Here is a 22,801-nt window from a genome sequence, read left to right on the forward strand (position 1 = left end):
CTCATTTGTGCCCACATTGGCCAGAACCGCGTCCCGGAGGTATCCATTTTGCAGCCAAGATTCCTGTCCCAAATTTTGGGGGTTCTGATTTGCCTGACCGGTCCGCTGGCGGCCCAATCCGTCGAGCTTAAAGGGTTCCATCTAGAGCCTGACCCGAATGAGCGCGCCAAGGCGCTAAGTGATTGTCTGGCTGGGGTGGCCGACCGCTGTGGCCCACGCGTCCAACTGACCGCGCGCGGTATTGATCCTGCGTCGGTGCAGGGACTGGTCGACGGCGCCCCACCGGCGCAGGTCAATGGACTGAAACCCCGGCTGCTGGTCAAGGACCGGACCGAGGACACGACCGTTGGCAAAGCCACGCCCCTTGTCAGCATCGACATCGAGATCTTTTTCGATTCCAACAGCGCCATGCCCAGCGCCGCGTCAGCTCCGGATATGCAGGCGCTGGCCACGGCGATCACCGATCAACGCTTTGCCACCAAACGGTTTGTGATTCTGGGGCACACGGACGGACGCGGGTCGGATGCCTATAACCTAGACCTGTCGGAACGCCGCGCCGACAGCGTGCGTGCCCGCCTGCAAAGCCTGTCAGGTCTTGCCGCTGACCGGTTCATCTCTGCGGGTCGTGGTGAGCAGGAACTCAAAGACCCGACAAACCCGGATAGCCCCGAGAACCGCCGGGTTCAGATCATTCTTCTGGACAGCTGAAGAGGCCCCGCCATGACCCGATCCATTCTTGCCCGGCTGGCGCTGAGACTTGCCGCGCTGACGCTGGCACCTGTCTCGGGCTTTGCCGAAACCTTTGACCTGCGGTCTGACCTCACATGTGAGGCGCGTGATGCGGTCACTGACCGGCTGGCGGCGGATACGCGTGTTACGATTAGCGGGGATGCCGTGAACGTTGGAGGGCAGTTCTCGCTCGACTGGGAGAGACCCGGCTTTCCAGAGCGCGAACCCATCTTTCTGATGGTCTCCTTTGACGGGCCGGTGCGGCTGTCCGGAGACGGCATGTACGCGTTGCTGCCAGACGCCCGCGCGCCGTTCGGCATTTCCTGGGACAAGGCTCAGACCCGCGCCGTGATCCCCTTTTTCGGTCGCGGCATGCCCAAGAACGGCTCTATCGAGGTGGAGCCGTTGCTGTCCGGCCCATTGACCCTGCGATGGTCCGTGGTCGGCCACAGCGGCTGCGCCGAGCGAATCGGCCCGGATGGACAAGGCAACCATGTGATCAACGTGACCACAGCAGCCCGGCCAGAAATTGTCGTCAAGGATCCGGTGTCAGAGGACGTGCCGGACCAAGTGTTGGTGAACCGCGACGGATCCCGCCACCTGCACCTGTTCAACGGACGTTTTCGACTGACAGATGCCGCAACCGGGGCGGAAATTCTGGAGCTTGTGGGAAAGCCGCATTTCTCGCCCGGCGGGCGCTACGTTGTTCTGCCCGGCGCGGATGCGGCCGGAATATTTGACGCGGTGGACGGCGCCCGCGTTGTGCCTGCAAACGATGGTTTCATCTGGAACGCCGACTGGAGCGCGCTGATCTGGTCTCATGAAGACAGCTTTGTGTTGCAGGTGCTGTCGGGAAACGGTCTGTCGCAGCTCCACAACTTTGCCGCTGGCCGAACCGTCCGGGTGACCGACAACGGCTGCCGGGTCTGCGGGGCGAACCAACACACCTACAAGCTGGACCTTGAAAACAACGTATTCATCAGCGAAGCCTACAACGAATTGAACGCCCACCGACTAAGCGAGGGTGGACTGGTCTCACAGTTTCGGCCTGAAATCACAAGCGGTGTTCGGGTCGGCGATGCGAACCGGCGCAATGCACTGCGCGACATCGACCGGCAACAGGCCGTGGCAGGTGTGGCGTTGGGCAACGGGCTGGTCTTTTCGGATCAGATCGCGGTGTCTGTGCCGTTTTCCACTGGCTTTTCCCGGTCAGACAACCTCAAGAACAACGACGCGGTCGCCGACAGCCTTAACCCATACCACCGTCCGAACCGGCAAGTGACGCAGGTCGCGAAAGGTGGGGCCGACCCAGTGAACGGAACCGCCAGTGGCGCGCTTGCGTGGCGCTCTATCGGGGCAGACATCTCAGGCCCGACATCCACGCACGTCACAAAACGCCTTCGGGAATTTGGCCTGCCTGTTGTTGCAGGCGTTCCGGTTGAACGAACAGACGTTGCGGCCATGCTTCCGCAGTTCGACAGCAGCCAACACTCAACCAATGCTGCCCGCAAGCAGGCCTTTGACGCGCATGACGTCAAGGTCACATCGGCCTATGCCGCCCAGTGGCAAGCGATCAGCGCAGCAACCGGGGTTGATGTCCAACGGTTTGAACGACGCCAATACGCCAGTTCATGTAGTGTCCAAGGTGAGGGCAAACTGCTGGGCGAGTTCGAAACTCTGTGGAGTTGGACGTCTGAAGGTGAGACGCATCGGCTGACTACCCTGCGGTGCGTCGAGGGCTCCGCCGCGTTCAACTATCCAACAACCTATCTGTTTTCCAGCGGACTGGAGGGCGGCGTGTCCAGCCGCGAAACCAATTGGGGCACGATCTCCAGCCTGGATCTGGGCAACCCGGGGACGAACATCGGCAATCTTTGCACCAGTTCGATTGATGCCTGCGGGTTCGAGGTTCAGGTTTTTGACGACACCCTGATCCTGTTCTCCCGTCCCGCCAGCGCCTATGCCGTCATCGACCTGACCATCGGGCAAGTGGTGAGCAAACAGTTTGATCTGCCGCGCGGTGATCTGTTCGACAACGTGCTAATGACCGAGGACGGCCGCCACCTTGTCACGCTCCAGAGGGACGGCAGTTTCTTCGTCAATCGGCTGTCGAATGCGCAGCCGGTGCTTTCCGGGCTGTATGCGGATGATGAGGTCATCGTATGGTCTGACGATGGCCGCTATGACGCCACCTCAGAGGGCGCTTATTTTGTCTCCTACACCTTTCCGGGCCACTTCGGTGAGTACACGGCGCAGCAGTTCGAGAATTACCTGAAGGTGCCGGGGCTGGTGCAGCAGGTCCGCTTGGGGGTGTACAAGCCGTCGACCGTTCAGATCACGCCACCGCCCATCTTGCGCGCCTCGGTCGAGGTGACGGATACGCAAGCGGTGCTAAAGGCCGAGGCACAGGCACCTGTGGCGCTCCGGGCTTTGACGGTGTTTCAAGACGGGTTGCGTACCCAGGATTTTGCCGCAGACGGCCCTGTCTCTGATTGGCAGGAAACCATCGACCTTTTACCGGGGACGCGCTGGCTCAGCCTCGTGGCGACGGATGTGAACGGCGTCGCCAGCGCGCCTTACAGCGTCGAGATCCCTCAACCCGCCGCCGCGCGTCGCCTACATGTTTTTGCCATCGGCGTGGACGACTATGGTGATGCGTCACTGAACCTGACGGCGGCCGTGGGCGATGCGCGCTTGTTTGCCTCGGCGCTGGCGGATCGCGCCGATGACGGGGTGCGGATCGCGTCGCAAACCGTGCTTTTGGATGCAGAGGCGACCCCGGACCGCATCCTGTCGGAACTGGAAACGCTGGTGCAAACCGCCCACCCCGGAGACACCGTGGCCCTATATTTCGCCGGTCATGGGCTGTCTGTTGACGGGCGGTATTACCTTGCCGCCGCCGGTGTCGATGTGGACAACATCAGCGGGACAGCCTTGCCTTTTGACGCGCTCTCTGCCCGGTTGCGTGACGCTGATCTACGCATCGCCCTGTTTATTGACGCCTGTCACAGCGGGCTGGCGGGAGACGGGCTGTTTTCGACCAACGATCAGGTGGTCGGCGGCGCGCTGGACCAGATCCCCTCGGGGCTGGTGGTCTTTGCCGCCGCCAAGGGGCGTGAGTTTTCGCTTGAAGACCCGGAGACCGCGCAAGGCTTTTTTGCGCAGGCCTTGGCGGAGGTGCTGCACGATCCGGCGCGCGATCTGAACGGCAATGGCGCGGTCGAATTGAGCGAATTGTTCCGGGGCACCAAACAACTGGTCTCCGACCGCGTCCAACAGGCACAACAAGGCGCGGCCCCGGCCGATCTGCTCACGCAGACGCCGTGGATGGCGCGCAACCTGATGGTCGGGGATTTCGCCCTGTTCTGAGGTCCGTCGCTAGGCAGAAATGCGGGCCGTCACCCGTGACAGGATTTCGGTCGTGACGGCCCGCGTTCCCATGTCGCCGCCAAATTCCATCGGGCGCAGGGCATTGGCCTCAAACCCGGCCTGCACCGCGTCATCGATCAACTGCGCGGCCTCATCGAACCGCGCGTTCCCCGTCTTTTCTGCCAGGTATTCCAGCATCAAAGCCGCCGACAGGATCGCCGCCAACGGATTTGCCTTGTCCTGCCCCATGATGTCCGGCGCGCTGCCGTGGGCCGGTTGAAACAATCCCGTTTCATCCCCGATCTCGGCGCAGGACGCCATGCCCATACCGCCGACCAGACCACCCGCCAGATCGGACAGAATATCTCCAAACATGTTTTCCATGACCATCACGTCATAGTCCCACGGATTGCGGATCAGGTTCAGCGCCTGCGCATCAACATAGGCATGATCTGCCTGCACGCTCGGGAATTCGGGTGCAATTTCGTCGAAAATCTTGCGGAAAAACGCCATGGAAGCAAAGACATTGGCCTTGTCAACACAGGTCAATCGCCCGCCTTTGCCACGCTCTTTGCGCTTTTCGGCAAGGCGAAACCCGAACCTATGCAGCTTTTCGGTGGTCGCGCGGGTGATCCGCAGCGTGTCGCGTACCTCTGTATCACCGATGATCTGGCTGCGGTTGTGGACGGCGGCGGAATAGAACAACCCTTCGGTGGACTCGCGCAGGATGACCATGTCGATGTTTGCCGCCCGCGGATCGGCCAACCGTTGTGGCGCATTGGGATAAGCCTTCACCGGGCGCACACCCGCGTACAGGCCATAACGGTCCCGGAGCCTCAAATGCGGGCTGATTTCTGTTCCGTCGGCGTGGCGAATGGCGGGCAGTCCGATGGCCCCCAGAAAGATGGCATCCGCCTCCCCGACCCGCACTTCGCCGCCCGGTTCGATGTCCTGCCCGGTTTCGGCGTAGTATCCCGCCCCGGCTAGGGTTTCGTCGAACCGCAAGACGCAACCACCAACACGGGATGTCGCGGCCTGCGCCACCTCCATCGCCGCGTTCGCGACGTCTTTGCCGATGCCGTCACCCTTGATCACCGCGATTCTGCATGTGTTCGTCATTCCAAGCACCACCATTAGAGTTGAGAGAGTTTATCAAGAATGTCCAAAAGCTCGCGTGCGGCGCGTGCCCGGTGCGACCTCAGGGCTTTTCGGGCTTGTTTCGCGTCGCCCGCCAGTATCGCGTCCAGAATAGCTTGATGCTCTTCCGTCGAGCGTTTGGGAATATTTCGCAGGTGCAAGGTCGCAATGCGGGCACGGTGCGCCTGATCCGAAAGTGTCTCGACAACTCTTTTCAAGCGACGGTTGCCGTGTATCTCCAGAAAGACTGTATGAAACCTGTCGTCTGCGCCTGCCCAAGCATCCAGATCTTCCATGTCGACAGCGCGCTGCATGGCGTCGATGGCGTCTTGCAGTGGCTGCAATTCATGTGCGGCGGGCCTCTTGCGCGCCATTGCAACCGCCACGTCTGCTTCCAGAGCCGTCAGAATTTCATAGATCTCGCCCATGTCGTCCGCCCGCAGTGGCAGAATGCGGACCCCCCGACGCGGGATCAACTCCACCAGCCCGTCGGCCTCCAGTCGGATCAGCGCCTCGCGCAGAGTGGTCCGACTGACGTCAAGCCGTCCTGCAAGCTCCGGCTCAGGAATTTGTGCGCCGGGATGAAGACGGTTGGACCGGATCTCTTCCTTGAGTGTCCGATAGATGTCTTCTGCGCGAGAGGTTTTTGTCGGATTGCTCATTGAGGGGTCTATCCAATCGACTGCGCCCAGCCTTATCGGGTCGCCAATCTTTGATAGATATTAATGTCGGCATTATCAAGATCGGATTGCGTGGCCATTAAATACTTCAAACTTTTAATCACTTAAAGAAGCAAGTACTGGCTGCGCAAAGTCTAGAGAAAGCCCTGTATTAAGACGGGTGGATTGCCGAACTGATCAGCCTATGCTGCTTGATAGACGTCAGTGTCGCAGAGCCAATTTCGCTACCGCAAACCCACCAAGGTCGTAAGGAACCACCCCGAACCACCGACTAAAGACCGTCGCAACCGCTATTGCGCCGTTTGGGAGCGGGGCCACAGGGGTGCTATACCGATCAGCTATACCCCGAATTTTGCAAGCCTCACCCAGCCATGAAAGACGAGGTCCGCGTCACGAAAACGCAGGTTTTACAGGACGGAAACTGTCCGGGGACCGGCTGCATCCAGAACACGCCGTAGGGACGACAAGTCTGCTCAACACCCTGAGGCCAAGCGCCCGACAGATCCTGACAGAGCTATTGATGGCGGAGGATCAAGGACGCTGTCACCGAACCGGCACCTATAGGACTGAAAGCCAGCCGCATGCGTCCGGTCGGGGGGGTGACGCAAGGCCAGGCTATGACCTTTGCCCGGCTGGCCGCCCCCACACGAATTTTGGCAAGTACGAACCTCAGAGAGCCACAACGGCCTTTGTCACCGGATTATGGCGCTGGCCATCGGGGTATTTCGACGTAGGTTACCGACGAATAGCCTAAGGACCGCCCCCAATCAGGCGATCTCGCGAGAGCTGGCCGGGGGCCGGTCACCGGGCTCGGGCCTTGGAAAAAAGCCGGTCCATTCTGACGACGCAACGAGATCCTCGACGACGATGCGCAATTCATGCGCGACCACGCTGGCAGCAGAGCTAAGCGCGTTGGGCGGCAAGGAATACAGGTAGTTCGACCGATGGAATGAGGCATCCGAGACCCGCAGACAGCGGAAGGATCGCCCGCGTTGCCCCTCTTGCATGATCGCGCCCATCGGCTTGATCGTGCCGCCGATCTTGTCATGCACCGCGTTCATCACCAGTGACAATGAATCGATTTCGGCCACAACATTCGGGAACAGCGCCCTGCTTTCGAACTCTGCCTCAATGCGCTTGCGCAACCCGTGATCCGAGGTCGGCAGGACCAACGGCACCTTTGCCATTTCGCTCATCGTCACGCTGTCGCGACCGGACAAAAGGTCACTTTCACCCGGCAAAATCAGGAACAACTCTTCGACCATCAATGGTTCGACCGACAGATCGCTGGGCAGATCGCGCGAAAACAGGACAGCCAAATCCAGCCGGTTTTGGCGGATCAAATGCGCGACATGGCCGCTCATGGCTTCGACCACGTTCAGGGAAATGCCAGGATACTTCTCTCGCACGCGTTTTACCAACGGCAAGCCCACGGCCGCAACGGTTGTCGCAGGCAACCCGACCGAGGCAACGCCGGTAATCTCGCCATTGTCGGACCGAGCGATGGTCATCGCCTGCTCGAACTGCCGCAGGATCAGCCGGGCATGGTGATACAGTGCACGGCCCGTCTCATTCGGGGTGACGCCGCGAGAGGACCGGACCAGCAGTTGCTTGCCCACCTGATCTTCAAGCTTGGCAACCTGCTGGCTGAGCGCGGGCTGCGCCACATGCAGGCTTTGGGACGCCTTGGACAGGCTGCCCATCTCGACGATGCGGACGAAGTAGCGAAGCTGACGAATATCCATGGTGAAAAATCTACCTGCGCGCCGAGGTATAATGCAAGCTTATACGCCGTTCCGAATTCGGTATTATTTGTCGCCCTGCGCAATTGTTACGATGGTCCCTGTGCGAGGCCGAAAAGGCCCGCCACGACAGGGAGGAAAGACCATGACTTTTCGCAAGCGGACCGTTTCCGGCGGCACCGGAACGCTCTTCACCCGCAGATCCGCTCTCAAGATTGCCACAGGCACAGCAGCGGCTTCGCTACTGGGTGCCCCGGCGCTTGTGCGGGCGCAATCCGGGCCAATCAAGATCGGCCACCTGACCCCGATGACCGGCTTTCTTGGCACGTTGGGCGGCTGGGCCGTCGATGGCGCCAGTCTCGCGGTCGAGGAAATCAATGCAGCGGGCGGAGTCGCGGGCCGCATGATCGACCTGATGAGCGAGGATTCCATCAATCCCGAAAACGGCGCGACCAAAGCGCAGCGGATGCTGGAACAGGACGGCGCGGATTTCATCCTTGGCGAGATCAGCTCGGCCACCTCGCTGGCCATCTCCGAGGTTGCGGCGCGCAACGAAAAACTGTTCATCGCCGTTGGTCCGCGGTCTGACGTACTGCGCGGCGAACGCTGCTCACCCTACATGTTCTGTACCGACATTCCCAACACCGTGATGGTCAATTCCGTGGGCACCTCGCTCAAGCAGCAAGAGAACATCGCGGGCAAAAAGTTCTTTACGCTGACCGCCGACTACGTCTTCGGTCACGACCTGCTGACAGCGGCCAAGGCGTTCTTTGACCGCAACGACTCTGAATTAATCGGGGATGAGCTGATCGCGACAGATGTCACCGATTTCAGCCCCTTCATCCTCAAGATCCGGCAGGCCAACCCGGACTATGTCTGTCTCAACCTTGCGGGCAATCAGGTGACCAACTTCGTCAAGCAATACGCAGAGTTCGGCCTGCCCTACCCGATGATCGGCTTTAACCTGAACACCGCAGACGCTTGGGCCGCCGGCACCGGCAACCTGTCGGGCACCTGGCCCACCGTCTGGCTGCACACGCTGGACACACCGGAAAGCAAGGCCTTTGTCGAACGCTTTCAGACGAAGTACGGCAAGATCCCGGAAAACCATGCGTGGATCTCCTACATCGCGATCCAGATCATGGCCAAGGCGATGCAGGAAACCGGCGGCGCTGCGACACCGGAACTGATTGAGTACCTCGAAAGCGGGTCCGAGTTCGACATCATGAAGAACCGCCCGGCCTATTTCCGCGCCGAGGACCACCAGCTTGTGCAAGAGGCCTATGCCTTCAGCGTCAAGGAAGAAGGCACCTATGATGATGTGCACGACATGCTGTCGTTGAGCGACCCTGTGCCTGCCGCCGATCAGCCGCTGACCACAATCTACCCATCGGTCGAAAACGGCGCCTGCAAGCTGCCGGCATAATTCGACACCGCCGCCGCGCCCGACACAGGGGGCGCGGCGCAAAAAGGGACACAGAAACTTCATGCAGATCGTCTTTCTGCTCGAGCAGGTCGTGAACGGCCTGGTGCTCGGCGGGTATTACCTCCTTATCGCTCTTGGCCTGTCGCTTATCTTCAGCGTGGGCGGCATCGTGAACCTGTCACATGGCGCGTTCTACGCCCTTGGGGCCTATGTCTTTGTCACTATTTCGGGCGTGACCGGGTTTACACTTGGGGTGGTGGTTTCGCCCGTTCTGGTGGCCCTGCTGGGCATCCTGTTCGAACGGTTCATCCTGCGCCGCTTTTACCGCGAGGACCCGATCCTCAGCCTGCTGGTGACCTTCGGGTTGGCGTTGGTGGCGGAACAGGGGATCCGGATGCTCTGGGGCTCGGCCCCGCTGCCTGCCAATCTACCGTCTGAAATCCGTGGGTCAGTCATCCTTGGTCCGTTCCTCTTTTCGAAATACCGGCTTTTGATGCTGGCGGTGATCGCAGCGGTGCTGGCGGCGATCTGGCTGCTGCTCAACAAGACCTCGTTCGGCCGTGTGGTGCGCGCGGGAATCCAGGATCCCGACATGGTTGCGGCGCTTGGCATCCGGTTGCAGCCCTACATGACGGCCGTGGTGATGCTGGGTGTGGGCCTTGCGGCCTTGGGCGGCGCGATGTTCGCCCCGATCACCACCGTGCATCCAGCCATGGGCGCGGAAATCCTGACCATCGCGTTTGTCGTCGTCATCATTGGCGGGCTGGGCAGTTTCTGGGGCGTGGTCTGCGCAGCGATGCTGGTGGGCGTCGTGCGCGGCGTCACCGTGTTCTTTCTGCCCGCCGCCTCTGAGGCGTCGATGTATGTGCTGATGTTCCTCATCCTGCTGCTGCGCCCGCGCGGCCTGCTGGGCGAGTCAATCCAAAAGTTTGAGTCCTGAGATGCACGACAAAACCGCTACTCTTATCGGCTCGGCGCTGGTCCTGCTTGCCCTGCCCTTTGTCGTTCCTCTGTTGGGGCTGACCAGCTCCACCGCAACGCAGATCGTGGTGCTGGCCATCTCTGCGCTGGGTCTGAACATGATGATGGGATACACTGGACTGGTGTCCTTTGGTCATGCCGCGTGGTTCGGGCTTGCCGCCTATGCCGCCGCGCTGGCGCAAAAACACCTGTTCCATGGCCAGATACTGCTGCCGATGCTGACCGGGCTGGTCTTTGTCGCGTTGCTGTCGCTGGTCGTCGGTGCGCTGCTGCTGCGCCGCCGTGGCGTATATTTTGCGCTGATGACACTGGCACTGTCAGCTCTGACATTCTCCATCGCCTTTCGCTGGACGGCCGTCACCGGGGGCGAGGACGGGTTGGGCGGCTTTGACCGGTCGACCCTGCTGCCTTTGGACCTGTCCGACAACCTGACCTACTACTATTTCACCGCTGCGATCGGACTGGTTGTCCTGTTCGGCCTGATCCGCGTCGTGCATTCGCCCTTTGGCCATGTCCTGAAAGCGATCCGCGAGAACCAGGAGCGGGCCGAATTTCAGGGCTACGCAGTCAACCGCTACAAACTGGGGGTTTTCGTGCTGTCGTCGACCGTGACGGGACTCGGCGGCATCCTGTCGGGCTTTCAACACTATATCGTCACCGCCGAGAGTACCTCGATCGAATTCTCGGGAGAGTTGCTGGCTATGGTCGTGATTGGTGGAATGCGCGGCCACATCCTTGGACCCGCCGTCGGGGTGCTGTTTTTCACCCTCTTCCGCGAGGTGCTGTCGGGCTGGACCTCTGATTGGCTGTTCTGGTTCGGGATCGTCTTTGTCGGCTTCGTCATGTACCTGCCCGGCGGCATCGTCGGCATCGTGCAAAAGATCCGTCACACGCTAAGCCCACCGCCCGACACCGCGGCGGCCATGTCCAATCGCAAAATCTACGAGGGGCTTGACCTGCCCGCCTCGCTGCGGCCAGCACCGTTCAAAAAGGCCGAAGTTCTGAGTGCAACTAGCGTGTCGAAGAATTTCGGCGGCATCCGGGCCGTCCGCGAAGCCGGGCTAAGCGTGGCACCGGGACAGATTCATGCGCTGATCGGGCCGAATGGGGCGGGCAAAACCACCTTGTTCAACTTGATCTCCGGCAAGTATGCGCCAACCGGCGGGCAAATCACCTTGGATGGCCACTCTATCGCTGGACTGCCGCCGCACCGGATCAGCCAGGCGGGTTTGGCGCGCAGTTTCCAGATCACCTCGCTTTTCGAGGGCCTGACCATTCGCGAGAACCTGCGGTTGTCCTTTCAGGCCCAGCACGCCGGGCGCTACAATATGTGGAGGGATGTGGACAGCTACACCGACATTGACGCAGAAACCGCAGAGTTGATCCGGTTTCTCGGACTGGAGGGGATTGAGGACACGCTGGGCGCCGATCTGTCGTATGGCGGACAGCGGCTTGTGGATCTGGGCATCGCGCTGGCCACCAAGCCGCAGATGCTGCTGCTGGACGAACCGCTGGCTGGGCTGGCCGCCGCCGAACGAGAGCGGGTTTCGCGACTGATCACCACGATGGCGCAATACATCCCCGTGCTGATCGTGGAACATGACATCGACCGCATTCTGGGCCTGTCGGACGTGGTCACGGTAATGAACGACGGCGCTGTTCTCGTCTCCGGCACGCCGGACGAAATCCGCAACGACACGCGCGTTCAAGAAGTCTACACCGGCACCGGCACCCCCGCCGTGACCGGAGCCCGCGCGGCGAACGAGGCACAAGGCACCCCGGTGCTACAGGTCGAGAATCTGCACAGTTACTACGGCAAAAGCCACATCCTGAACGGAGCGGCACTGGAGGTCCGCCAAGGCGAGATCGTGGCCCTGCTGGGCCGCAACGGCGCGGGCAAATCAACCTTCCTCAAATCCGTTTCGGGACTGGTGCGCCCGCGCGACGGCACGGTGAAATTCGCGGGCACCGACATTGCCGGCATGTCCGCGCCCGACGTCGCCCGCGCCGGTGTGGGATATGTGCCGCAGGGACGCGGGCTGTTTTCGGGGATGACGGTGCGTGACAACCTTGCGCTGGGTCGTCTGGCCCGGCCACGCGGCGAAGGCGGGGCCTACTGGACCGAAGAGCGGATCTTTGACTACTTTCCCCGCCTCAAGGAACGTATCACCAGCCATGCGGATTTCCTGTCGGGCGGCGAACAGCAGATGCTGGCCATCGCACGGGCACTGTCGGCGGATGTAAAGCTGCTGTTGCTGGATGAACCGTTCGAGGGCCTTGCGCCCGCCGTCGTTGAGGATCTGTTCCGCGTGCTCGACCAACTGCGCACGGTCGTCCCCATCATCATCGTCGAGCACAATTTAGACTTGGTGCTGGCGCTGTCCGACCGGGTCTACGCGATGGAACAGGGGGCCGTGTTCCACGAAGGACCTGCCTCAGACCTGTTGGACGACCTCGACTACCGCAAGAAAATTCTCTGGCTGTGATGTGCGAAGGACCTGACATGAGCGATGACGCAACTCCGCCTGCCAGGGATGCCAATCATCGGACGTTGAGCCTGCTGATAGACGAGGTCGCAGTTCCAGGCACAGGCAAACGGCTGGATGTATTGGACAAGTACAGCCGGTCGCCGGTCGCCCGCGAACGAGAAACAGACACGGCGCAAGTCGACCCGATGATCTCGGTCGCCGATGCGGCGTTCCGGGCGGGTCGAACATCCTCGCGTGAACGCGGCGCGAGCCTCGACTGGGCGGCGCAGATCCCTACGACGTGCGACGACGTCTTTGGCCCGGTGCTCTGCCCCATCCCCTTCGACACATTGGACGAAGCCATCGACATCGTGAACGCCGCCCCAAACGGGTTGGCCACGGGGGTGTTCACCAACCGGTTAAACGATGCTTTCCGCGCCGCGCGGCATCTGGAGGTGGGGGGCGTGCATATCAATGAAACCTCTTTCTCACCCGTGGACCTGATGCCCTATGGCGGCACCAAGAACAGCGGGTTCGGGCGCGCAGGCCCGCGATACGCGGGCGAAGAAATGACCGAACAACGGATCGTCAAGATCAACACCTAAGACGGCGGGCTGCAGGGCGCGCCCCAAGGAAAGGACACCAGCATGACACGCAAGACAGCACTAATATTCGGCGGCTCGCGAGGGATCGGGGCGGCCATCGTCCAGGCGCTCGCACGGGACGGATTCGATGTGGCGCTGACCTACACCAGCGCCAAACCGGCACAGCCAGACGCGCCCGATGGCGCGACCATCACGATGCACGAGGCCGATATCCGCGATCCCACACAGGTTGCGGCGGTGTTCGACGCGCTTGGCAAGGCCCCGGACTGTGTCGTCGCCAACGCCGGGATCAACGTGCCGCCGGGTCCGCTTGCAGAGTTTCCGGACGACCGGTTCCGCGCTCTGGTCGAGGTCAATATCGTCGGCGCTTTCAACGTGCTGCGCGCGGCGGCGGCCCGGGTGTCCGATGGCGGCACTATCATCGGTCTGACCACGTCGATGGTCCGCGTCGCCGTTCCCGGCGGCGGACCCTATACGGCCAGCAAGGCTGCGGTGGAGTCCCTTCTGCGGTCGATGTCCAAGGAATTGGCCGGGCGCGGAGTCCGGGTGAACGGCGTGGCCCCCGGCCCCGTGGACACCGATCTGTTCCGCTCTGGCAAGGACGAGGCCGCCGTTCAACGCTCTGGCGGGATGAGCCCGTTCAACCGCGTCGGCCAGCCAGCCGAGGTGGCCGAGGTCGTCAGCTTTTTGGCCTCTGAACGCGCGTCCTGGGTGCACGGCCAGATCGTTCAGCCCAATGGCGGCATGGTCTGAGCCCAGCCCCCGCCCCGGTGTGACCAACACGCCGGGGCGGGTCCTTAACGCGCCATGGTGATGACCGCCGCCACCCAAAAGCTGCTGAGAAAATAGAACAGCCCGTTCCAGCGCCACGCGATGGTAAAGGACGATACGGCCGAAAGTTGCGACATGATCAGTGTCGTGCCCGAAAGCGGTGAGACCGACGTCCCCATCCCCCACAGCGCCATCATGGTGGCCGCCAGCAGAGGCTGGGGAATCCCCAGCGTGTCGGGGGCGAAAGCCGAGGTAAAAACCACCAGCGACACGATCGGATGAATGCCGATGGCGCAGATGGCCAAGAAAATCCACAGGATGATCAGGGTGTCGAAAAAGAACACCCCAGTCGGCCCGCCCTGCCAAAAGCCCAATACATCTCCGGCCATGCCGGGCAGTACCTCGGACATGGCGACCCCAAAGATGTTCGCCGCCACAAACAACGTGGTTTCTGTGCGCATCCCCTGATAGCCCGAAATCACCTGGACTGCGGCGTTGCCGACACGCGCGCCGTTCCGGAGGCCATGAACCAGCAACATCCAGCCAGTCGCATACAGCGGGCCGACGATGGCGATGGCCGTGGTCAGTGCCATGCCGACGCCCTCAATCAGGCCCATGGTCAGGGCGAACAGCACCAATATCGCCAGCAACAGACGCCCCACCGGACGCAACAGGCCAAGCTGCGCCAGCGGCGGCGCAGCCGACGACCGCACCGGAGGGTTTCGCCGGGTCAGGTTGTCGAACACCACCGACCAGATCAGGAACCCCGCCGCCATCACCAGGCCGTAGGGCAGGGCGTCGGTCCATCCGATGGCGGGCAAAGCCGTCAGCACCGCCGCTGTGCCTACAAGGAATGGCGACCAGCTTGCCGCCGTGCTGAACCCCCACAAGATTGCGCAGCGCAGGCGTCTGGCGGTATCGGCGCCGGTCACTTTGCCGTCGAGCATGGGCGCCAGCAATCCGATCCCGGCAAGGTTGAACCCCGCCCCCATCACATGCGCCGACAGCGCTAGCGACAAAAAGCGGTGGCCTTCGCGCATTTCGCCCATGCCGTCGCGCAACGCCTGGATCGACGGGCTCTGCTCGGCCGCCTTGCGCAGCCAGCCGACAGCGGCAAAGACCAGCAGGAATGGCAAGGTGCGCACCAACCCGTCGCCGTAGACATGCAGCACGTCCCCCATCCGCAGGGCCGAAACCGTCGCGATGGCGACAAGCACCAGCGCGGCGATCTGCTGCACACGCGGGATGCGGTAGAATTCGATCAGCACGAACAGCCCCAGCGTCGTGGCCCCCAGGACAAGGGCCGGGCGCACGTCGAACAACGCGCCCAGCGTCGCCAGAACGGCCGTGATGGTGAACAGCGCCGAAGACAGCCCGATCCGCCCGGCGGGAATGTGTTGTGTGGTGTCCGAACTCAAACTCAGGCCTGCCTCGCCTCGACCGCCGCGCCGATCGCCGCGCGTCTTTGGCGCCAGTCATAGCCCGCCCAGACCAGATAGACCACGCCAACCGCCGCGTGAACCACCACGCCCACCGGCCAGAGCAGCGCCACGCCAAAACTTGCGGCAACGCCCCGTCCGATCAGCCCGATCCGGCGCTCCAAGATCCCGCTCATGGCCGCGGACAGCGCATGCAGCCCCAGCATCGCCGGTAGGAAAACGGCGAACATCTGCACCCAGTCGCCGCTGAGCAGGGGCGTAAAGGCAAAGAGCAGCGGAATGATGTACAGCCCCTTGCACAGCCGGAAGGCGGCAAAGCCGGTGGCCATGGGCGGACTTTTGGCAATGGCCGCTGCAACGAAAGCCGGCAGACAGACCGGCGGTGTCACGTTGCTGTCCTGTGAGACCCAGAAGATGATCATATGCGCCGCCAGCAGTGAGGCGGTCATCAGTTCGCGGTCCAGCAACTCGGGCCGCAGCGCGGCGCGCAATTCCAGCGGCATGGTCGCCAGCAGGGCATGGGCCTCGGCCTCGGTCAGACCGGCGGCCAGACGCTCTCCGATGCCCGGATCGACTAGGCTCAGCATCATCGACACCGTCTCTGGAACCGCGCCGCTGGTCAGCACCTCAATCATATTAGTGGTGGTAATCAGGTCGGCCAGAGACGGAGCCGAAATCGTGGCCAGCACAATATAGGCAGCCGTCACCGGCAGCCCCATGCCCAAGACCAGCGACACAAGCGTGATCAGACCCAGCATCACGATCAACGACCCGCCAGACCAGTCGATGATCATCAGCGAAAAGGTCGGCCCAAAGCCGGTGGTTCCCAGCACGCCCACCAAAAGGCCGATGCTGATCAACAAGATCGCGGTCGGGGTCGCATTCTTGACTCCGTCGATCACCGCCTCGACCACATCGCGCGGCTTCATCGGGCGCGGCGTCAGCCAGGAAAAGGCGATACTGGCAAGTATGGCACCAGAGGCGGCGTAGGTCGCGGTGTAGCCCACGACCAGCAACACAATCAGGATCACCACCGGCGCGAGAGTGAAACCACCTTCGCGCAGCACCTGCCTCACCGGGCGGGCATCTTCATCTTCGAACTCGGTCAAGCCGTTTTTCAGAGCTTGCATCCGGATCAGATAAATCACCGACAGAAAGTAGAGTATCGCGGGCAACACCGCGATGGCGGCAATCGTCAGGTAGGAAATCTGCGTATAGCTTGCCATCACAAAGGCCCCGGCCCCCATGATCGGCGGCAAGAGCGGTCCGCCGGTCGAGGCGGCAGTTTCGACCGCCGCGGCAAAGGTGCCCTTATAGCCCGAGCGTTTCATCAACGGGATGGTCACGACGCCGGTGGTGACGATATTGGCCACCGCCGCGCCCGAAATCGAGCCCATCATCGCAGAGCCCAGAACCGCAACGATCCCGGCCCCGCCAATGGCCCGGCGCGCAATGGCACGCGAGAGGTCGATGATGAAATCGGATGCGCCCGACTTCACCAGAAAGCTGCCGAACAGCACAAACATAAAGACGTAGGTCATCGAAATTTGTGCGATGTCGCCGAACAGACCCAGATTGACGAAATAGGCGCGCGCGATCAGCTCTTCGACGGCGATGCCGGGAAAGCGGAAAACGCCCTGGATGTGCTGACCCCAGAACGCCGCGTAGCTCAACGCCACGACGATCAGAATAGGGATCATAATTCCCATGCAGCGGCGCAGGAATTCCAGCGCCAGCAGGATCGAACCAAGCGCCACATACCAGTCGAGCCCGGCCATGCGACCGCCCCGCTCCCAGTAGGCGTCTTCGCCGCCAATGAAATAGATCCCGCAGAACAGCGCGGTCAGCCCCAGCATGATGTCGATGCCCAAGGCGACCGGCCCCCGTACCAGCACCGATTTCCGCGCCGGGACGGTCAGGGCGCAGATAAGACCGAACAGACCGAAGTGCAGTGCGGCAAAGCGCAGCTCAGAAATCAGCCCGATCGAGTTGTAGTAGAGGTGGATCACCGCCGTCACCAACGCGGCGGTGGCCGTGAACCAGCGTAGCCATGCGGGAGGGACGCGCATTGCGTCCCTCCCCACGGGCGACTCGGAAAGCGAGGTGTCGGTCACGGCTGATCCTTCAAACCGGCTTCAGATGATCTGGCACCGTGATGCCGATCTCTTCGTAATACCGGATCGCCCCGGGATGCAGCGGAACGGTGATACCCTTGAGCGCATTTTCGGGAGACAGGTCATTCAGCGACCCATGCACGCTGCGCAGGAAGGGCAGGTTTTCATACATGGTCTTGACCACCTCATAGACCACGTCCTCGGGCGTGTCGGCCGTCGTCACCAATAGATTGGGCTGCGCCACTGTCTGCAGGTCCGCATCTTGTCCGGGATAGGTGCCTGCCGGGATCGTATAGGGCCCCCAGACGGTGCCGTCGGTGACTTTGGCAAGCTGTTCTTCGGTAAAGCCTAACAGAACGGCCTTGTCGCCCAAACTGGACAGCGCAAGCGTGGCCGAAGAGTTGGGAATGCCGGAAGTCAGGTTGATACCGTCGAGATTGCCGTTGATCAGCGCCTCGGCCCGCTGGCGGAACCCCATATAGCTTTCGTCAAAAAAGCCCTCGCCCTGTGGTGCGCCCAGCTTTTGGATGAACAGGCGGTATTCCAGCAACCCGCCCGAATTCTTGGTCCCCAGAACGACCTTGGATCCCTGCATGTCGAGAATGTCGCTGATCGTCCCGGTGGGCGCGTTCTCTTTGTAGGTGATGAACTGGTTGGTGTTGAACATCAACGCGGTGACGGCGCGGAGGGTCTCCTTGGGTTTGCCCTCAAAATCATTGGTACCATGATAGCCGAAATCGACCATGAGCGACTGGATGACGCCAAAGTCCGCACGCCCGTCCGACAAGATGTTGACGTTGTCAAAAGACCCCTGCGAGGTCAGCGCTGACAGGTTGATCTTGCCCTCGGGCCGGGTTCCCAGCTTCAGCTTGACCAGCGTGGCGATGCCCACCCCCACCGGATAGAACGACCCGCCCGTTCCGGCGGTCGAGATCAGGAAATCGCGCGTGTCCTGCGCCTGAATCGGGCTGGCCAGTGCCAGCCCCATAACGGCGGCCGCGATGGTTTTTATAAACGACATGTCTTCCTCCCCTTAATTTGCAAATCCGTTACCGCCCGACGATGTCCTCCCAGACAGGCAATGGACGGTCTTCGTATCCCCGCTCCCACGGGGCGCAGTTGCGTACGGTCACGATCTCGACCGGAAGCATGATATTCTCGGGCACGTCGCGACCATCCAACAGCCGCAGCGTGGCCATAGTGGCGGTGCAGGCGATCTTCATCGCGTCAAAGGCCGAGGTAGCCAGAAGAGAACCGTTATGCAGCGACTCAATGGCCTGCGGCATGGCGTTCACGCTAACGACCGGAATCGACAAGCCAGCCTGTCTCAATTCGTCAATGACGCCGAGCGCCATGAAATCATTGGCCACCAGCATTCCGTCCAGATCGCGCGTTTTGTCCAGCATCGCCTTCGTGGCCATGGCTGCCTGGTCGCGCTGATAATAGCCGACCCCACGCGCCGCCAACGTGATGCCCGGAGCGCCGTCAATGGCGGCCATGAACCCCTCGGTGCGGGGGGCGCTGGTCTCTGACGCAGGATTGCCTTCGATGATGCCGACACGTCCCCGCCCGTTCAGCGCAGAAAAGAGATGCACCGCGATACCCTCCGCCAGTGCGCGATTGTCAGAGGTGACAAAGCAGTCCGGCGCGATCGCGGCCGACCGACTGACAAAAGAGATGATCGGCAGGCCCACCGCCCGCGCCAGTTCGAGTTCAGGATCCAATCGCGCCGGATCGGCCGGTGCGATCATGATCGCATCGGGGGACTCTTTCAGGGCGGCCCGCAAAAGCGCGGCCTGTTCTTCCGGATCATCCGGCGTCTGCGGCCAGAGGGACGTCACCCTGCAGCCCGCCTGCTCCGCTATGCGGCGCACCCCGATCCGCGCCCCCTGATAGGCAGGGTTGGTTCCGTTCTTGGTGATGCAGACGATATGTCGTGGCTTCTTGGTCATGCGCCTCCGGCGTGTTGATCCTGCGTTGTATGCCGTCGGACACTACGTCAGGGCGACGGAGGGCATGAAACACGAAATACCGATGGCGCTATAAGCCAAAGGCATATAGCTCAAATTCCGTTGATTTTCTCGAACCTGGTCAGAGGGTTAATTACCTCTCCCTTCGCCACCACCGGAGAGAACGATCGGTCATATCATGGCCATCCCGCTACCGGGGCAGAACCACGCCGAACCGGGTTGCAATTTAAGGTTGCGCCAAGTGCAGTTGCCATCCGATTGGTCTGCATTGCATATGAGTCACTGACGGTCCGCGCGTTTGCGCCGGTTCGAACCGAACCGCAACCCGGACAAGAGACGGCGATTGCGTGGCGTAGCGTGTTGGCGCGTCCAGCCCCCGCAATCAAATTGGACGCCAGTGCATCCCAGTCCAATGGTCAAACGCTAGCAAGGCAGGTCGTCAGATTTGCTGAACGGGACGTTCTCAGACCTTGCGCTTCATCAAGCCGCGCGCCGGATCGTAACCCCAGTGGGCAAGCAACCCAAAGACGACGGTCGACCCGACGACCCACAGAAGCGCCCCCAAATTGAATTGCAGGTACAACAGAAAGCGGATCAGTTCGACCACATGGGTAAACGGGTTTAGCGCGCAGATACCATACAAAAGCTCTGAACTTTCGGCCATTTTCCACAGCGGGTAGAGCGCCGAAGACAGAAAGAACATCGGGAAAATGACAAAGTTCATCACGCCCGCAAAATTCTCCAGCTGGCGGACAAGGCTGGACAACACAAGGCCTAGCGCCCCCAGCATGAGACCGCCCAGAAACAGGCCCGGCAGCACGGCAACATAGCCCCAAAGCGGCATGGTGATGTCAAACAGCGCCGCGATTGCGAGAAAAGCATAGACCTGCAGAACGGAAATCGCGCTGGCCCCCAGCAGGCGGCAGAACAGCAGCCACCAGCGCGGCAGCGGGCTGGTCAACAGCAGTCGCATTGAACCCATTTCGCGGTCATAGACCAGTGACAGAGAGCTTTGCATACCGTTGAACAGCAGGATCATCGCGCACAGGCCGGGAACGATATAGGTCTCATAGGTGATATAGGTCTGATAGGGCGGGATGATCGACAGGCCCAGCGCCGCACGGAACCCGGCAGCAAAGATCAGCAGCCAAACCAGCGGGCGTACCAACGCCGACAGAAACCTTTCGCGCTGATGGATAAAGCGCAGGAATTCGCGCCCGACAATCGCGCGCAGGGCGATCAGCCACCCGCTCATACGGTGGTCCCCGTCTGGTTCAGGAACCAGTCCGACAGGCTTTGATCGCCGCGCACTCCACCCGCTTGACCGCTCGTCAGGATTTGCCCCTTGTGCAGTACAAGCAGATCGTCGGTGTCGCGCACCTCATCGGTCAGATGGGTCGTCCACAGCACGCACATCCCCTGCGCGGCCAGATCATGCACATGGGCGACGATCCCCGCGCGAGAGGACGCATCCAGCCCGACGGTGGGTTCATCCAGCAGCAGCACCTGTGGGTCATGCAGCAATGACCGGGCCAGTTCGGTGCGCCGTCTGTGGCCGCCGTTCAGCGCGCGGACCTTTTCATGTGCGCGTTCCGCCATATCCAGCCGCGCCAGCACGGTGTCGATCCGCGCATTCAACCCCTTGCGCGGCAGCCGGTGCAGCGCGGCGAAATAGGCAAGGTTCTGGCGCACGCTCAGATCCATATCCAGCGTCGGCTGTTGAAAAACCACGCCCAGCTTGGCCAGCGCCCGACCGGGCGCTTGGCGCATGTCATGCCCGGCAATGCGGATCGTGCCAGAGGGGGAGACCAACAGCCGGGTCAGCAGCGACACCAGCGTCGATTTGCCCGCGCCGTTGGGGCCAAGCAAAGCGCAAAAGCGGCCCTTCTGCAGATCGAAGGACACGCCATCCAGAGCCTGATTGGGACCATAGGCAAAGCTGAGATCCTGAACAAAAAGACCCTCTGTCATGGCTGACCTGCGGCTAGAAAAAGATCGTCGCTAAACACCATGTTCAGCGCCCTCCTCTTGCAACGTCGCGGGTTTGCCCGACAGGACCAGCGTGCGGTCGGCCAGCCGATCCGCCTCTGCCCGCGCGTGGGTCACAAAAAGGGTGGCGGGCTTTGCCTCGATGATCAAAGCCTCTGTGAGGGTCAGCATCTGCTCCGCCATCTCCGGGTCCAGCGACACGAACGGCTCGTCCATCACTAGAAATTCCGGCGATCCGGCAAAGGCTCGCGCCAGCGACAACCGACGTTGTTGCCCAAGGGACAACTGGCCGGGAAAGGCATCGTCGCGGCCCGACAGACCGACCCGCGCCAGCGCGGCGCGCGCGGCGTTCGCCCCCAGCGTCGGGCGCGCGATCAGCAGATTGTCGAGCGCGCTGCGCCAGGGCAGCAAGGTCGGTTCCTGAAAGACAATCGCCATATTGTCGGGGCGCGTCACGGTGCCCTCAAACCTTGTGTCGATCCCGACCATGATCCGCAAGATAGTGGATTTCCCAATGCCGGAAGGCCCCAACAACGCAACGGTTTCCCCCGGCCGAATGTCAAACCGCACCGGCCCCAGTACCTGCTGATCGCCAAAGTATTTTGAGGTGATGTCAGCCCGGATCACACGGTTCTCCACCGCCGGATGCGGCGTTCCCAAGGTTGCAGGACCAGCCATTCCACCGCCAACATCACAGCTATGAAGGACAGCGCATAGACCAGCACCATAGCCACATCAAACAGCTGAAAGTACAGGTGAATTTGGAAACCAACGCCGTTGGAACGGCCAAGAAATTCGACCACCAGAACGATTTTCCAGATCACCGCCACGCCGGACCGCGCTGCGGCGGTGATGAAGGGCGCCAATTGCGGCAGTGTGACGTGGCGCATCCGGGCCAGCCAGGACATCCGGTAGACCCGCGCTATCGCGTCCAGATCAGGATCAAGGGCGCGCGCGCCTTCGCGGATCACGGTGGCGACGTTGGGGATCTTGTTCAGCGTCACCGCCAGAATCGCGGCGGTCTCATTCAGGCCGATCCACAGGTAACACAGCACGATCAGGACCAGCGCGGGCAGGTTCAGAAAGATCACCAGCCACGGGTCCAGCCAGCGGTTCAGCGCCTCTGACCGCCCCATGGCAAGGCCCAGCGCGATGCCGATGGTCATTGCCAGTGCAAAGGCCCAGATCACCCGCAACAGCGTGGCGCCAAGGTGAAAGGGCAATTCGCCGGACCCGATTTCGCGCGCGGCGGGGGGGATAAGCGACCACGGCTGTGGCAGGACCGTCGGGTCCGCCGTCAGCGTGGCGCAAAGGATCCACAGCAGAAGCAGCCCGATGATCGACAGGATTGGCGTGGCCGCGTGCATGTCTTTCATCGGGC

At 61.7% G+C, this 22,801-nt stretch carries 18 protein-coding genes; 7 read left to right on the plus strand and 11 right to left on the minus strand.

From position 1 onward, the window contains the following. Positions 1 to 48: 48 nt before the first annotated feature. Both ANTHELSMS3_RS03675 and ANTHELSMS3_RS03680 read left to right on the plus strand, forming a co-directional pair. A complete protein-coding gene (locus tag ANTHELSMS3_RS03675) occupies positions 49 to 708 on the plus strand; it encodes an OmpA family protein (protein WP_157733390.1) in 660 nt (219 codons plus the stop codon). Positions 709 to 720: 12 nt separating this feature from the next. Next, positions 721 to 4,098 carry a caspase family protein gene (locus ANTHELSMS3_RS03680; protein ID WP_094033690.1) on the plus strand — a complete coding sequence of 1,126 codons (3,378 nt, stop codon included), beginning with the start codon at positions 721 to 723 and terminating at the stop codon, positions 4,096 to 4,098. Positions 4,099 to 4,107: 9 nt separating this feature from the next. Here the strand turns inward: ANTHELSMS3_RS03680 and ANTHELSMS3_RS03685 are convergent, their stop codons facing one another. The 3 genes from ANTHELSMS3_RS03685 to ANTHELSMS3_RS03695 all read right to left on the minus strand — a co-directional run bounded on the left by ANTHELSMS3_RS03685 (position 4,108) and on the right by ANTHELSMS3_RS03695 (position 7,660). After that, positions 4,108 to 5,217 carry an isocitrate/isopropylmalate dehydrogenase family protein gene (locus tag ANTHELSMS3_RS03685; RefSeq protein ID WP_094036908.1) on the minus strand — a complete coding sequence of 370 codons (1,110 nt, stop codon included), beginning with the start codon at positions 5,215 to 5,217 and terminating at the stop codon, positions 4,108 to 4,110. Between the two features lie 14 nt (positions 5,218 to 5,231). After that, a complete protein-coding gene (locus ANTHELSMS3_RS03690; RefSeq protein WP_094033691.1) occupies positions 5,232 to 5,897 on the minus strand; it encodes a GntR family transcriptional regulator in 666 nt (221 codons plus the stop codon). 785 nt (positions 5,898 to 6,682) lie between these two features. Next, positions 6,683 to 7,660, minus strand: coding sequence for a LysR substrate-binding domain-containing protein (locus ANTHELSMS3_RS03695; protein WP_094033692.1), 978 nt, complete (start codon positions 7,658 to 7,660; stop codon positions 6,683 to 6,685). A gap of 142 nt (positions 7,661 to 7,802) precedes the next feature. Between ANTHELSMS3_RS03695 and ANTHELSMS3_RS03700 the strand changes: the two genes are divergently transcribed. The 5 genes from ANTHELSMS3_RS03700 (at position 7,803) to ANTHELSMS3_RS03720 (ending at position 13,890) form a co-directional block, all read left to right on the plus strand. Continuing rightward, entirely contained in the window at positions 7,803 to 9,083 is a 1,281-nt protein-coding gene (locus ANTHELSMS3_RS03700) for an ABC transporter substrate-binding protein (RefSeq protein WP_094033693.1), read from the plus strand. Between the two features lie 61 nt (positions 9,084 to 9,144). Further along, on the plus strand, positions 9,145 to 10,023 hold the full coding sequence (locus ANTHELSMS3_RS03705) for a branched-chain amino acid ABC transporter permease (protein ID WP_094033694.1): 879 nt from the start codon (positions 9,145 to 9,147) through the stop codon (positions 10,021 to 10,023). A gap of 1 nt (position 10,024) precedes the next feature. Then, a complete protein-coding gene (locus ANTHELSMS3_RS03710; RefSeq protein WP_094033695.1) occupies positions 10,025 to 12,550 on the plus strand; it encodes a branched-chain amino acid ABC transporter ATP-binding protein/permease in 2,526 nt (841 codons plus the stop codon). 17 nt (positions 12,551 to 12,567) lie between these two features. Continuing rightward, the gene (locus tag ANTHELSMS3_RS03715; RefSeq protein ID WP_198319875.1) at positions 12,568 to 13,137 is read left to right on the plus strand and encodes an aldehyde dehydrogenase family protein; all 570 of its coding nucleotides are present in this window, start codon (positions 12,568 to 12,570) and stop codon (positions 13,135 to 13,137) included. Positions 13,138 to 13,179: 42 nt separating this feature from the next. Continuing rightward, positions 13,180 to 13,890: an SDR family oxidoreductase gene (locus ANTHELSMS3_RS03720; RefSeq protein ID WP_094033697.1), complete on the plus strand. Its 711-nt coding sequence runs from the start codon at positions 13,180 to 13,182 to the stop codon at positions 13,888 to 13,890. Between the two features lie 44 nt (positions 13,891 to 13,934). Here ANTHELSMS3_RS03720 and ANTHELSMS3_RS03725 read toward each other — a convergent pair whose 3' ends face one another. The 8 genes from ANTHELSMS3_RS03725 to ANTHELSMS3_RS03760 form a co-directional block, all read right to left on the minus strand. Continuing rightward, positions 13,935 to 15,326: a hypothetical protein gene (locus tag ANTHELSMS3_RS03725; protein ID WP_094033698.1), complete on the minus strand. Its 1,392-nt coding sequence runs from the start codon at positions 15,324 to 15,326 to the stop codon at positions 13,935 to 13,937. A gap of 2 nt (positions 15,327 to 15,328) precedes the next feature. Beyond that, the gene (locus tag ANTHELSMS3_RS03730) at positions 15,329 to 17,416 is read right to left on the minus strand and encodes a TRAP transporter permease (protein ID WP_094033699.1); all 2,088 of its coding nucleotides are present in this window, start codon (positions 17,414 to 17,416) and stop codon (positions 15,329 to 15,331) included. 55 nt (positions 17,417 to 17,471) lie between these two features. Then, a complete protein-coding gene (locus tag ANTHELSMS3_RS03735) occupies positions 17,472 to 18,482 on the minus strand; it encodes a TAXI family TRAP transporter solute-binding subunit (protein ID WP_094033700.1) in 1,011 nt (336 codons plus the stop codon). A 28-nt stretch (positions 18,483 to 18,510) separates the two neighbouring features. Further along, on the minus strand, positions 18,511 to 19,413 hold the full coding sequence (locus tag ANTHELSMS3_RS03740) for a sugar ABC transporter substrate-binding protein (protein ID WP_094033701.1): 903 nt from the start codon (positions 19,411 to 19,413) through the stop codon (positions 18,511 to 18,513). Between the two features lie 481 nt (positions 19,414 to 19,894). Then, positions 19,895 to 20,686 (minus strand): ABC transporter permease, encoded by a 792-nt coding sequence (locus ANTHELSMS3_RS03745; protein WP_094033702.1) that lies wholly within the window; start codon positions 20,684 to 20,686, stop codon positions 19,895 to 19,897. Continuing rightward, the gene (locus tag ANTHELSMS3_RS03750; protein WP_094033703.1) at positions 20,683 to 21,402 is read right to left on the minus strand and encodes an ABC transporter ATP-binding protein; all 720 of its coding nucleotides are present in this window, start codon (positions 21,400 to 21,402) and stop codon (positions 20,683 to 20,685) included. Before ANTHELSMS3_RS03750 ends, ANTHELSMS3_RS03745 begins: the two co-directional genes overlap by 4 nt. A gap of 30 nt (positions 21,403 to 21,432) precedes the next feature. Continuing rightward, complete coding sequence (locus tag ANTHELSMS3_RS03755) at positions 21,433 to 22,047, minus strand: ABC transporter ATP-binding protein (protein ID WP_254694836.1); 615 nt, start codon at positions 22,045 to 22,047, stop codon at positions 21,433 to 21,435. Next, the gene (locus ANTHELSMS3_RS03760; protein WP_094033705.1) at positions 22,044 to 22,796 is read right to left on the minus strand and encodes an ABC transporter permease; all 753 of its coding nucleotides are present in this window, start codon (positions 22,794 to 22,796) and stop codon (positions 22,044 to 22,046) included. The genes ANTHELSMS3_RS03755 and ANTHELSMS3_RS03760 overlap by 4 nt, the downstream gene beginning before the upstream one ends. Between the last annotated feature and the right edge of the window lie 5 nt (positions 22,797 to 22,801).

The organism is Antarctobacter heliothermus (assembly GCF_002237555.1).
GTDB classification, from domain to species: Bacteria; Pseudomonadota; Alphaproteobacteria; order Rhodobacterales; family Rhodobacteraceae; genus Antarctobacter; species Antarctobacter heliothermus_B.

Coding starts and splice junctions, on each gene's coding strand:
- ANTHELSMS3_RS03750 (WP_094033703.1), bottom strand. CDS start 21,402: ATGACAGAGGGTCTTTTTGTTCAGGATCTCAGCTTTGCCTATGGTCCC.
- ANTHELSMS3_RS03685 (WP_094036908.1), bottom strand. CDS start 5,217: ATGACGAACACATGCAGAATCGCGGTGATCAAGGGTGACGGCATCGGC.
- ANTHELSMS3_RS03745 (WP_094033702.1), bottom strand. CDS start 20,686: ATGAGCGGGTGGCTGATCGCCCTGCGCGCGATTGTCGGGCGCGAATTC.
- ANTHELSMS3_RS03695 (WP_094033692.1), bottom strand. CDS start 7,660: ATGGATATTCGTCAGCTTCGCTACTTCGTCCGCATCGTCGAGATGGGC.
- ANTHELSMS3_RS03760 (WP_094033705.1), bottom strand. CDS start 22,796: ATGAAAGACATGCACGCGGCCACGCCAATCCTGTCGATCATCGGGCTG.
- ANTHELSMS3_RS03680 (WP_094033690.1), top strand. CDS start 721: ATGACCCGATCCATTCTTGCCCGGCTGGCGCTGAGACTTGCCGCGCTG.
- ANTHELSMS3_RS03735 (WP_094033700.1), bottom strand. CDS start 18,482: ATGTCGTTTATAAAAACCATCGCGGCCGCCGTTATGGGGCTGGCACTG.
- ANTHELSMS3_RS03715 (WP_198319875.1), top strand. CDS start 12,568: ATGAGCGATGACGCAACTCCGCCTGCCAGGGATGCCAATCATCGGACG.
- ANTHELSMS3_RS03740 (WP_094033701.1), bottom strand. CDS start 19,413: ATGACCAAGAAGCCACGACATATCGTCTGCATCACCAAGAACGGAACC.
- ANTHELSMS3_RS03690 (WP_094033691.1), bottom strand. CDS start 5,897: ATGAGCAATCCGACAAAAACCTCTCGCGCAGAAGACATCTATCGGACA.
- ANTHELSMS3_RS03720 (WP_094033697.1), top strand. CDS start 13,180: ATGACACGCAAGACAGCACTAATATTCGGCGGCTCGCGAGGGATCGGG.
- ANTHELSMS3_RS03700 (WP_094033693.1), top strand. CDS start 7,803: ATGACTTTTCGCAAGCGGACCGTTTCCGGCGGCACCGGAACGCTCTTC.
- ANTHELSMS3_RS03705 (WP_094033694.1), top strand. CDS start 9,145: ATGCAGATCGTCTTTCTGCTCGAGCAGGTCGTGAACGGCCTGGTGCTC.
- ANTHELSMS3_RS03710 (WP_094033695.1), top strand. CDS start 10,025: ATGCACGACAAAACCGCTACTCTTATCGGCTCGGCGCTGGTCCTGCTT.
- ANTHELSMS3_RS03730 (WP_094033699.1), bottom strand. CDS start 17,416: ATGCGCGTCCCTCCCGCATGGCTACGCTGGTTCACGGCCACCGCCGCG.